The organism is Streptomyces sp. NPDC004561, from assembly GCF_053602155.1.
Window position 1 is genome coordinate 1 of sequence record NZ_JBSGDB010000291.1, and the last position, 11627, is coordinate 11627.

An 11627-nucleotide genomic window follows, 5' to 3' on the forward strand; every position below is an offset into this window, starting at 1 on the left:
CACCGAAGATCAGCGCGGCGGACGTGGCGGAGCAGACCATGGACGCGCTGGCGAACGACCGGGTCGAGGTGCTCGCCGACGAGCGGACCAGGCAGATCAAGCGTGCCCTGGCACAACCGCTCGAACAGTGAGCGGAGATCTATTGGGCGGGCGTCGCGGCGGCCGAGGGCCGTGTGCTCCGGCCCTGGTCGCGGTACGGGGCCAGGAATGTGGTGAGCGCCGCGAGCACTTGCTGGGGGGCCTCCTCGGCCACCCAGTGGCCGGTGCCGGGAATGACTTTGGCTCGCACGTCGTGTGCGACGAGTTTCATCGTGTCGGCGACGTTCCCACCCAGGCTTCCCGCACCGCCGATCGCGAGGACGGGCAGGGTCAGCGGGCGTGTCCTGCGTTGCCGGTCCTGCGCGCTGGTGGTGTCGAGCGCCCGGTACCACCCGAAGCTGCCCCGCAGGGAGTCGTGCTGGGAGGCGAGGATCCGGACGTAGTGGTCGACGGCGTAGTCGGGGAGCTTGCGTACGGCCTTGGTGGCGAACTGCCAGCCGAAGTAGATGCTTTCGCGCCCCCGGACGAGTTGCTCGTTCACGTCGGTGAGCCGGTTGAAGGGGATGTGCCACAGCCGGTTGTTGACCTCCGCGGAGCCGATCACGGGCGGCGACGGGGTCACGGCCGGGAGGAACGCCTCGGCGACGGCCAGGCGGGCGACGCGGTCCCGATGGTCCGCGGCCAGCGCGTAGGCGATGGGCATTCCCGTGTCATGGCCGACCACGGCGAACCGCCGGTGGCCGAGCGCATCCATCAGAGCGACCATGTCGCGTGCGAGGGTACGGGTGTCGTACCCGGTCCTGGGCTTGTCCGTCAGCCCGATGCCGCGCTGGTCGACGGCGACGACCGTGAAGTGCTTGGCCAGTGCCGGCATCACCAGGCGCCAGGCGTACCAGGTCTCGGGCCAGCCGTGTATCAGGAGCAGCGGCGGCCCCTCGCCGCCGACGACCACGTGCTGGCGGATCCCGTTGGCCTGGACGAAACGGCTGGTGAACGTCTTGGTGAACCCGGCCGGCAGATGAGGCGCCTGCCCGACGGAGCCGAGGCCCTCCGGCGTGGGTATGGGCGTGGCCCCGGGGTGCGTGGCCCCGCCGTGCGGCATGGTGGCGGCGGTCAGAGCGACGCTTCCCAGGCCGAGCCCCAGCGCTCCCGCACCGGCCGTGCGCAGCACGTGGCGCCGGGGCAGTCCGGCGTCGGTCTGGTCTTCGGAGTCGCCGTTCCCGGATGCCTGAGACATGGGGCTCCCTTTCCGCTTCTGACGGGCGCTTTCGCTGACGTGCGGTGACGCGCCGGATCGGTCGTCCCCGGTGTCGTGGCGGCGGACCGCGACAGCGCGCCATGCCTGCGTACGGGCATGAGCGCAGGTCGCACGTCCGTTGAGTTCATGCTGGGTCGCGGCCGCTGCTCCCGCAATCGGAGCCCGCGGTCTCCGGCCGCCATGCGCCCGTGACGGTCCGGCCGCCATGCGCCCGTGACGGTCCGGCCGCCATGCGCCCGTGACGGTCCGGCCGACATGCGCCCGTGACGGTCCGGCCGACATGCGCCCGTGACGGTCCGGCCGCCGTCCGCGCGCGGGGCGCGGGATGCGTGGAGAGACTGGGAGTGGCGAAAAGGAGGCAGGAATGAGCCAGATGGCGCTTTGTGTCCGTTTCACGCTCCGCGACGGTGCCGGTGAGGCGTTCGACGAGCTGGTCCGGGAGGCCGCCGCGGCGGTCCTCACGCGCGAACCGGGCACGCTGGTGTACACCTGCAGCGAGGTCGAGGGAGCGCCGAACCAGCGCCTCTTCTTCGAGCTGTACGCCGACCGCGCCGCCTTCGACGAACACGCGCGTCAGCCGCACGTCCGTCATTTCCTGAGCGAGTCCGAGAAGTACGCGGAGAAGATGGAGATCGACCGCCTCCGACCGTACGCCGGCACGTACCCTTCGGGATCCGCGTAGCGGGCCCCGGCGAAGGGGGCGGCGCCGAACCGCCCAAGTAAGGCTGGCGCAGGGAGGAACCATGGCCGAGAACTACGATCTTCGCCGTACGGCCGTACTGCTGGTCGACCCCTACAACGACTTCCTCTCGGAGGGCGGCAAGGTCTGGCCGCGTCTGGAGCCCGTGGCCGGCGACGTCGGTCTGCTGGACCATCTGCGCTCCGTGATCGCCGGGGCCCGTGTGACCGGCGTGCGCGTCGTGTTCGTACCGCACCGCCGCTGGGAGCCGGGTGACTACGAGACGTGGGACCACCCGACCCCCTCGCAGCGGAAGATCCAGCAGTTCCACCACTTCGCCAAGGGCTCCTGGGGCGGGGAGTTCCACCCCGACCTCCAGCCGCAGCCGGGCGAGTTCGTCGCCCAGGAGCACTGGGGGTCGAGCGGGTTCGCCAACACGGACCTGGACATGCAGCTCAAACAGCACGGCGTCACCCACGTCGTCCTTGTCGGCGTGCTGGCCAACACCTGCGTCGAGGCCACCGCTCGTTTCGCCATGGAGCTCGGCTACCACGTGACACTGGTCCGCGACGCCACCGCGGCCCTCGGCCCCGAGATGATGCACGCCGCTCACGAACTCAACGGCCCCACCTACGCCCAGGCCATCGTCACCACGGACCGGCTCCTCGCCGCGTTCGACGGATCCCGGCCATGACGGCCGGACTCGTCCGTGTCGAGGCGCGGTTCCTCCTCGTCACCTCCTCATGCGCGGGCCGGCGGCGGGCCGGCGTGGTAGGCGCCGTCGGCGAAGAGCAGGGCGCGGCGGGCCGTGAGGGCGTGGTGTTCCACGGCGCCCAGCAGGACGAGGTGGTCGCCGGCGGGGACGACGCCGCTGCGGCGGCAGCACAGGGTCGCCGCGGCCCCGGTGATCAGCGGCTCCCCGTGCGGGCCGGCCGACGTGGCCAGGCCCTGGAAGCGGTCGCCCGGTCCGGCGAACCGGGCCGCGAGATCGCGCTGGCCGGCCGCGAGGACGTTGACGGCGAAGTACTCGGCGGCCGTGAACGCGGGCCGGCCGCGTGAGGAGCGGGCGAGGCACCACAGGATCAGGGGCGGGTCGAGCGACACGGACGTGAAGGAGTTGACGGTCACCCCGGCCGGGGCGCCGTGCGGGTCCGCGCAGGTGACCACGGTGACCCCGGTGGCGTACCGGCCGAGGACGTCGCGCAGCGCACGCCTGCCGGGACCGGCCGGTTCGGCAAGCCGCAGTGCCGGTATCCGGAGTTGATGTCGGAGAATGCCTTGCGCAGCTTCGCGGCCACGATCCGGTGATACATGTACGGCACCTTTCCGCGCAGCCCCGCCCCAAACCGCGGAGCACCGCCCGAACTCGGCCAAGAGAAGAGGGAGATCGTGAACAACCGACCAAACCCCGTGCTGATCACGGGCTGTTCATCCGGGATAGGCCGGGCCTGTGCCCTCCGGATGCACCGCAGCGGAATGCTCGTGTACGCCACCGCGCGCAGGCCGGAAACGCTCGCCGGACTCGCCGCGGAGGGCATCCGCACACTGCGGCTGGACGTCACCGACGAGGACGGCATGCGCGCGGCCGTCGACGCCGTCGAAGCGGAACACGGATCGGTCGGCACCCTTGTGAACAGCGCGGGGTTCGCCGCATCCGGTGTCGTGGAGGAGATCGAACCGGCCCAGATGCGGCGGCAGTTCGAGACGAACGTCTTCGGGCCGGCCCGGCTGAGCCAGCTGGTCCTGCCCGGCATGCGGGCCGCCGGCACCGGAACCGTCGTCAACATCTCGTCGATCTTCGGCCGTTACGCGGTCCCCGGCGGGGGTTTCTACCAGGCGTCCAAGCATGCCCTCGAGGCCCTCAGCGACGCGCTGCGGCTGGAGACGGCCGACTTCGGAGTCAGGGTCGTCCTCATCGAACCGGGCCCCGTGCGCACCACCAACTTCGGCACGACGTACGTCGACAACCTCCCCTCCGTCAGCGAGGTCTACGACGAGTTCCGCGAGCGCACCGCAGAGTACTTCGAGGCGATCTACACGGGGAGCCGCCGCACCCTGGCCGGCACCTTCACCGTCCACGCCGACGACGTGGCCCGCGTGGTGGAACGCGCCGTCCACAAGCGGCGCCCCCGCGCCCGCTACACCGTCGGCTTCCTCGCCCGCAGCACCATCGCGCTGCGGCGGCTGGCCCCGGACGCGGTCTTCGACCACCTCTTCGTGCGACGCGCGTTTCCGGTGCCGCACCGCACGGCTCAGCCGCGCAGCCTGACCAGGTAAGGACACTTGATGACCACCACATCCACATCCACCACCGCCATGCCCACCGCCCCCGGCCCCAAGGGCGCCCCTCTCCTGGGCAGCCTCGGTCCCTGGCGCCGCAACACCGCCGAGTTCCTGCTCGGCCTCCAGCGCGACTACGGAGAGGTGGTTCGCATGCGGCTGGGACCGATGACCGTCCATCAGGTCACCGACCCCGAGGCCGTGCGCGGGGTGCTGGTGGAGAACAACGCCAACTACGTCCGCGGGCCGCTGTACGAGCAGTTCGGCGTGGTCATGGGAAAGGGCCTGCTCACCTCGGACGGCGACTTCTGGCGCGGGCACCGCCGGGCCGTGCAGCCGGTGTTCCTGAAGAACGCGGTCACCGACATCGTCCCCAACATCGTCGCGGCCACCGAGGAGATGCTGGACGAGTGGGAGGCGAAGGCCGCGCGGGACGAGCCCGTGGACCTGATGACCGAGATGCTGCGGCTAACCCTTGTCACGCTCAGCCGCTCGTTGTTCGCCTACGACATCAAGCCCGCGTCGGCCGTGCTGAAGCGGATCGTCGACGACGTCGTGGAGGTCATGTTCCGGCGGGGCACGACGTCCGAAATGCTTCCGTCCTGGCTGCCCACGGCCCGCAAGCGCAAGATCGACCACATCCACCGGGTCTTCGACAAGGTGGTCGCGGACGTCCGGGAAAACTACGCCCGGACCGGGGAGGGGCCGCTGATCGCCCTGATGGAGCAGGCCGAGGACCCGGCGACCGGCGAGCCGTGGACCGACCGGCAGCTGCGCGACGAGCTGCTCACCATCTATCTGGCGGGCCACGAGACCACCGCTGTCTCCCTGTGCTGGACCCTGCTGTCGATCGCCAACCACCCCCATGTCCAAGCCGAGTTGGACGAGGAGATCAGCGGCGTGCTGGGCGGTGGGGCTCCCGACGCCGGCACGGCGGCCGAGCTGACGTACACGCGGATGGTGGTGGACGAGAGCCTGCGGATGTATCCGCCCATCTGGATCTTCCCGCGGGCCGCCGTCGGCCCCGACACCCTCGGCGGCTACGGCATCGAGGCGGGCTCGTCGATCCTGCTCTCGCCCCTGGCCTCGCACCACAACCCGCGCCACTGGGACAACCCGGTGGCCTTCGACCCGTACCGCTTCACCCCGCAGGCCGTGCGGGAGCGGCCCCGCATGGCGTACCTCCCCTTCGGGGCGGGCCCTCGGCAGTGCGTCGGCAACAACATGGCGCTGCTCGAACTGCGGATCATCGTCGCGATGATCAACCAGCGGTTCTGGCTCAACCTCGTCCCGGGGGACGCGCTGCGGTACGGCTCTCCGGTGATCTCCCTGCGCCCCCTGCGGGACGTGATGGTGCGCCTGCGTTCACGCGAGGGCAGCCCGGGCACCGTGTCCAGGCCGCGCGGCGGCGACAGGGCACGCACGGCCGAGCCGGCGTGCCCGTACAGCCCGTGAGTCGCCGTCAGGGGCCGCCGGCCGGCTCGCGCCGAGCGTTCCGTGCGGGAACGGTGGCCGTCAGCGGCGCGGACGCTCCAGGGTGAGCAGCAGGCCCTCGACCGCACCGGGCCCTATACGGCCTTTGACGTCGGCGGACGTGATCGCCTTGAGCGCCCAGCCGTCCTCGGCGTGCTTGTTCAGAACCTTCTCCAGCTTGTCGCTGTCCAGCGCGTCTCCGATCAGTGACTCGCGGAAGGTGACGACCTTGTACTCGAGTGCGTAGGGGTTGCTCATGGCTGGGGCCTCCGTGGATGGACCGGCTGTCAGAACCGGGGACAGCCAATCACCGTTCGATGTCGCCCCACACGGCGGGGTGGAGCACGGCGCGCAAGCCGGGGACGTCGTGCGCATCCGCGCTCACTCGCCCGAACGGTGCCGGTACAGCGCGAAGCGGAGGTGGGCCGGCGTCGCGTCAGCGCCGCACCGGCACGTCCCAGCAGACGCGCAGAGCCGGGGGCTTTCGGAAGACCAGGCCTCTGGGCGCCGCGGGCGAGGCCGGGTCGAGCCGCAGGCCGGGGAGACGGTCGAGGAGTGCGAGGAGGCAGGCGCGGGTTTCCAGGCGGGCCAGGTGGGCGCCCAGACAGAAGTGCGGTCCGTGCGCGAAGGCAAGATGGACGCGGGAGTTGTCCCGCCGCAGGTCGAAAGCGTCGGGGTCCTCGAAGACCTCGGGGTCGCGGTTCGCGCCGGCGAGCGAGACGACCACCAGATCACCGCGCCGCACGTCGGCACCGCCGATCGTCACGTCGGCGGTTGCGTAGCGGTCCACGACCGCCGCGGCGGGTTCCAGGCGGAGCGATTCCTCGATCGCCGCGTCGACCAGGTCCGGATCGGCCCGCACGAGGGCGAGTTGACCGGGGTGTGCCAGGAGGTGCAGCACGACGTTGGCGATCATGCCCTCGGTGGTCTCGATACCGCCGAACATCAGCACGGCGGCGTTGGCGACCACCTCCGGCAGCTTCAGGCGCTCGCTCTCGGCCGCCGCGACCAGCAGCGACGCGTCGCCTCCTGCGGCGACCGTAGCCTCGACGCTTTCCCGCAACTCGCCGAACGCGGCCGCCCCGGCGGGGTTCGCCGACAGACCGGCGGTGATGTCGGAGACCGCGCTCACGATGGAGTCGTACCAGGACAGAACCGCGCCGGCGTCCGCGCCGACCAGGCCCAGCGACTCGGCGACGACGGCCACGGCCAGCGGCCCGGCCACCTCCCGGCGCAGTTCGGCGCCGCCACGCGGCCGGATGCCTTCCACGAGCCGGGCGGCTTCCTGTTCCACGAACCCGGTGAACCGGTCGCGCACGTCTCGCGCGCGGAACGGGTCGGCGAAGGGGTCGCGGTGCCGCTTGTGCTCGTCGCTCTCCAGGGAGAGCATGCTCGGACCGACCACCTGGGCGGTGGAGAAGCGGGGGTCGTCCACGGTGAAGGTCGCCGCGTCGCGCATCACGCGCAGGGCGAGATCACGCCGGGTCACCAGCCAGCCGCCCAGCACGGGGAGCCACGAAACCGGTTCGCGGGCGCGCAGCAGGGCCAGCCGGGGGTGGGGGTCGTCCTCCAGTTCCGTGAGCGTGGTCGCGGAGCCGAGCGGAAACCGGCGCGCTCTCGCCATAGAAGCTCCCCCTGTTCCCGTTCCTGGAATTCCGGCCTTCCCGGAGCCCACTCAGAGCGTATGCGTCCCGGGTGGTGCGCCGAGTCCCACACCGTGGGTGACTCGCATCCCGCGGCCGACATTGCACCGTGCACGCCGGTAGGACGACGCCGACCTGGAGCGCGAAGGGGCGGCTCGCGTCACCCGGACCAGGCGGCGACGCACAGCGCGCGGTCCAGTTCCTCGGTGTAGCGGGACGCGGCCAGCCAGGCGCGGGCGAAGCGGTCGTGGTCGGCGGGCAGCAGGCGGCCGAACACGTCGCGCGAGCGGTCCGCGGCGGCGGCGTGGAGTTCCGCCAGGAGGTCACCGGCCGTCGCCAGCCCCGACCGGCCCAGCCGCCGGACGTCCGCATCAGCGTCGCCGGGCAGGGACAGCACGTGCCGGCCGCCGGAGACCGCCTGCTGGACGCGGCGGCGCAGCAGATGGACCGGTGCCTCGTCCGGGGCCGGCATCGTCCGGGCCGGGGAGGCGGGCTCGGTGGGCAGGTCCGCGCGCCGCAGCCGGTCCAGGCCGAGGTCGACGCGTGTGCCCGCCAGGGTCGGATGCTCGGTCGCGAGGAGCTGGGCCCGGGGGTGCGGAGCCGGGGTGAGCCGGGCGACGACCCGGAGGCGGCTGCCCCGGGCGGCGGCCAGCAGGCGCAGGTTGTCCCGGTGGGGGAGCGCGGGATGATCGTGCGCGGCGGTCAGCCGCAGGACGACGCCGTCGCACTCGGCGAGCAGACAGTCGCCCGCCGCCTCGGCCGCCGTACCGACGAGGGTGACGTCCAGGAACAGCAGGTCGTGTCCGCCGGTGAGAGCGCGCGAGATCTGCTCGGGCGCGGGCCGCGCCCACAGCCGGTCCGACGGCTGCTCGCGCCAGTCGGCCCCCGACGCCCGGACCGCCCGGACGCCGGCGCCCGCGCCGAGCCGCCCGGTGGGAGAGACGGTGGCCCCGGACACCGCGAGGCCCGCCCGGGCCAGCTCGCGGTGGGTCAGGGACGTGTCGCCGATCCGCACGGCCCGGTCGGCCGCGCCCGTCGCACGCCCGGCACCGCCCGGAGCCACGTCGGACACCTGGTACAGCCGGCCCTCGGCGTCGACGGTCCAGGTGACGGCGCCCGCGTAGCCGCTCGCGGTGAGCACCGGCTCCGAGAAGAGGCCGTACAGCCGCAGCGAGCCGTCCGGACGGTAGGGCTGACGTGCGGTGCCGCGCAGTCCGGCCAGTTCCGCGCCGGAGGCGTGCGGGACGCGATGGGCGACGGACAGGACGTCACGCAGGCCGGTGACGAGGTCGGCCAGGCGGTACGCCGGGTCGGCCGCACGGGCCGCGCGCAGCGCGGTGACCACGGACACGGCCGTGGCGCCGGCCCGGTGCAGGCCTGCTAGCCGAGCCGTGTGAGCGGCGCGCAGCAACTCCGCCTGGAGCACGGCGCCCGCCCCGTCCGTACCGGCTTCGAGCACGGCGGCCGCGGCGGCATGCACCGCGCGGGCGGCGGCACACTGTTCGGGCGTCGCCGTCTCGGGCTCAACGGCTTCCTGCTCGCCGCTCGAACGGGCCTCCTCCGCACGGGAGTCGGCGCCGTCCGCGACGGGGGCCGCCGAGGCGGCCGCGGCGCGGTGGAGGCAGTCCGGGGCCAGCAGACAGCCGCAGCGGACGGCGTCCGTACGGGTCACCGTGCCGCCCGGGGCGTGCAGTTCGACGTCCGTGTCGTCGGCCACGGCGATGCGTACGGTGTCGCCGTCGCGGACCACGGGACGGTCCGCCAGCTTGGCGATGCCCGCGTCCAGGCGCTTGCGCAGCCGCGGGGAGAGCGCCGCGACGAGTTCGGCGGTCACGGACGGGGCGACCGGAGGCAGACCCGGGCTCATGCGATCTTCTCCCCTACCCAGCGGGCGAGTTCGAGCGGACTGAGAGCGGCCACCGGCATGCCCGCGGCCACCAACTGGCCCGCGACGCCGGTCGAGTAGCGGGGACGGCCGGCGTCGTCGAGGCTCGCGCAGCCCAGCACCTGGCAGCCGGCGCCGACCAGGGCGCGGACCTCGGCGAGCAGCCCGCCGACCGGGTAGCCCTCCTCGAAGTCGCTGACGACCACGACGAGCGTGCGCGAGGGCACGGTGACCAGTTCACGCGCGTGCCGCAGCCCGGCGGCGATGTGCGTACCGCCGCCGACCCTGACCTCCAGCAGCAGCGAGAGCGGATCCTCCACATGGTCGGTCAGATCGATCACCTCGGTGGAGAAGGCCAGGAAGTGCGTGGACAGCGTGGGCACGCCTGCCAGCACCGAGGCCGTGAGCGCCGCCCAGACGGTGGACGCCTCCATGGAGCCCGACACGTCGGTGACCAGGATGAGCCTCCAGTCCGCCGCCCGCCGGGCACGGCTGCGGAAGACGGGACGCTCGGGAACGACGCGGACCGTGCCGTCCGGCAGACGGCGGGCGGTGGCCAGGTTCGCCCGCAGGGTGCGGGGCAGGTCGAGGCCGCCGCCGGCGCGCCGGCTGGGACGCGGCAGGGTGGTGCCGTGCAGAGCCGGGCGCAGCCGGGTCGCCAACTGCCGGGTCAGCGCGTCGACCAGACGCCGTACCAGCGGACGCAGTGCCGCCAGCCGGGCCTCCGGCAGGCCGCCCGCATGCCGGAGCACCGAGCGCAGCAGGTCGACGGAGGGCCGGACGCTGTCCGGGTCCAGCTCCGTCAGCACGTACTGCCGGCCCGTGGCGGCGGCCGCCGCCAGCACCTCCTCCCGGATACCCGGCCCGAACAGCGCCGCCAGATCCTCGGACCACTCGCGCACCCCGGGATACGACGCCTCGCGGCCGCCGCCGCTTCCCGGCCCCGCCATGTCTCCCCGGCTGCCCTCACCCCGCCCGCTGCCGTACAACTCGTCCAGCGCGGTCGCCAAGGGCCGGGCGGAAGAGGGCAGTCGGCCGCTCCGCCGCCCCAGCACCAGACGCCAGCGATCGACCGGGGCGAGCCGCGCGGAACCGCCGGGTGTGGCCGACTGGTTGACGGCCTTGGCGGTGGCGGGAGCGGTGTGGAGGTCACCACTGGGTGCGGTGCCTGCGGTCGTCTCGGGGTCGGCGGGCTGCACGGACGGTGGACCTGCGGCTGTCCCGGGGCCGGCGGGTCGGCCGGGTGGCGGAACCGCCGTTGTCTCGGAGTCGGTTGGTGGACCTGCCGGCACCGTGTCGTCGGGGCGGCCAGATGGCAGGAGGCCGAGCGCGTGCAGGGTCTCGCGGGCCGCCAGGTCGGCCTGGGTCCACAGTGCCAGGGCGGCGGGGTCGATGCCGCCCGTGTCGGTGGGACGTTCTCCGTCCAGGCGTTCCTCCACGGCGGACAGGAGCCGTTCGCGGGCGGCAGGGCTGAGCGTGTCGAAGCCGCCGCGCAGGGCCGGGAGCCGGTCGAGGAAGTCCCGGTCGGACAGCTCCGTCACGCGGTTCAGCAGCGGTTCCAGCGCGGGCGCCGCCGATTCCAGCAGCGGCCCGGCCGCGGTCAGCAGGCCGGTCAGACGGGCGGTGAGGCCCGAGCGGGACTCGGGATCGCAGGCGCCGTCGACCCAGGAGGCGACGCGGTCGCCGAACGCCCGGGCGTCCTCCTGTCCCAGCAGCACGCGTACGGCCCCGGCGGCGCCGCGCATCAGCGCGGAACCGTCGGCCGCCAGCCGGGCCAGCGCGTCCGTGAGCCGGATGCCGCCGAGCAGGTCGGCGCGGTGGGCCAGTTCCAGCAGGGCATGGGCGTCGGCCTGGTCCTCGGACCCGGTGAGCCCGTCGACCTGGCGCACCGCGGCGGCGGTCAGCGCCTCGGCGACCGCCGCGGCCCGCGCCGTACGCTCCTCGTCGCCGCCGAGCCCGGCGATGTGCCCGGCCCGCAACCGGTCCAACAGGGCCAGACCGGCGAGGAGTTCGGGCAGGGTGCCCGAGTCCGGCAGCACCTCGGCCGTGTCGGCCAGCCGCTCGTCCGCGAGTCCGGGCAGGCCGCACTCCGCCGCCTGCTCCAGCCCGAGCAGGGTCTGCGCGGCCGTCGGCCCGCCCTCGTCCCGCTCCGCGCGCCGCCGTTCCCGCAGCAGACCCTCGGCGGCCTGGGCCGGGGTGACTCCGCGAACTCCGGCCGCGGTCAGCATGGCCGCCGTGGCCGGGGTCCAGCGCACCTCCCAGCGCGAGGTCAGCGCGTCGGCGCCGCCCGTCGGCGAGCACACCGAATGCCCGCACAACCTCACGTTCTCGCTCGCATGCATCGGGTCTTGGGTAACCGCTGCACGCTCC

10 protein-coding genes are annotated in these 11627 nt (G+C 73.3%); 4 read left to right on the forward strand and 6 right to left on the reverse strand.

The features are described from left to right. Positions 1–139 precede the first annotated feature (139 nt). A complete protein-coding gene (locus tag ACWEN3_RS30370) occupies positions 140–1276 on the reverse strand; it encodes an alpha/beta fold hydrolase (RefSeq protein ID WP_452977071.1) in 1137 nt (378 codons plus the stop codon). A 385-nt stretch (positions 1277–1661) separates the two neighbouring features. Here ACWEN3_RS30370 and ACWEN3_RS30375 point away from each other — a divergent pair, with 385 nt between their 5' ends. Continuing rightward, on the forward strand, positions 1662–1979 hold the full coding sequence (locus ACWEN3_RS30375; RefSeq protein WP_452977073.1) for a putative quinol monooxygenase: 318 nt from the start codon (positions 1662–1664) through the stop codon (positions 1977–1979). A 61-nt stretch (positions 1980–2040) separates the two neighbouring features. Further along, positions 2041–2670, forward strand: a complete 630-nt coding sequence (locus ACWEN3_RS30380; protein WP_452977075.1) for an isochorismatase family cysteine hydrolase — start codon at positions 2041–2043, stop codon at positions 2668–2670. Positions 2671–2717: 47 nt separating this feature from the next. Here the strand turns inward: ACWEN3_RS30380 and ACWEN3_RS30385 are convergent, their stop codons facing one another. Next, on the reverse strand, positions 2718–3350 hold the full coding sequence (locus tag ACWEN3_RS30385) for a flavin reductase family protein (RefSeq protein ID WP_452977077.1): 633 nt from the start codon (positions 3348–3350) through the stop codon (positions 2718–2720). Positions 3351–3365: 15 nt separating this feature from the next. On the opposite strand from ACWEN3_RS30385, the gene ACWEN3_RS30390 reads away from it, so the two are divergent. Both ACWEN3_RS30390 and ACWEN3_RS30395 read left to right on the forward strand, forming a co-directional pair. Next, positions 3366–4253 (forward strand): SDR family NAD(P)-dependent oxidoreductase, encoded by an 888-nt coding sequence (locus ACWEN3_RS30390; RefSeq protein ID WP_452977079.1) that lies wholly within the window; start codon positions 3366–3368, stop codon positions 4251–4253. 9 nt (positions 4254–4262) lie between these two features. Beyond that, positions 4263–5711, forward strand: coding sequence for a cytochrome P450 (locus ACWEN3_RS30395; RefSeq protein ID WP_452977081.1), 1449 nt, complete (start codon positions 4263–4265; stop codon positions 5709–5711). 60 nt (positions 5712–5771) lie between these two features. Here ACWEN3_RS30395 and ACWEN3_RS30400 read toward each other — a convergent pair whose 3' ends face one another. From ACWEN3_RS30400 to ACWEN3_RS30415, 4 genes are all read right to left on the reverse strand, one after another. After that, the gene (locus ACWEN3_RS30400) at positions 5772–5987 is read right to left on the reverse strand and encodes a DUF4177 domain-containing protein (protein ID WP_053666946.1); all 216 of its coding nucleotides are present in this window, start codon (positions 5985–5987) and stop codon (positions 5772–5774) included. 178 nt (positions 5988–6165) lie between these two features. Beyond that, entirely contained in the window at positions 6166–7353 is a 1188-nt protein-coding gene (locus ACWEN3_RS30405) for a cytochrome P450 (RefSeq protein ID WP_452977083.1), read from the reverse strand. Positions 7354–7532: 179 nt separating this feature from the next. Continuing rightward, positions 7533–9239: a hypothetical protein gene (locus ACWEN3_RS30410; protein ID WP_452977085.1), complete on the reverse strand. Its 1707-nt coding sequence runs from the start codon at positions 9237–9239 to the stop codon at positions 7533–7535. Beyond that, on the reverse strand, positions 9236–11627 hold a 2392-nt coding region (locus tag ACWEN3_RS30415), incomplete at its 5' end, for a DUF5682 family protein (RefSeq protein WP_452977087.1). The genes ACWEN3_RS30415 and ACWEN3_RS30410, both read right to left, overlap by 4 nt.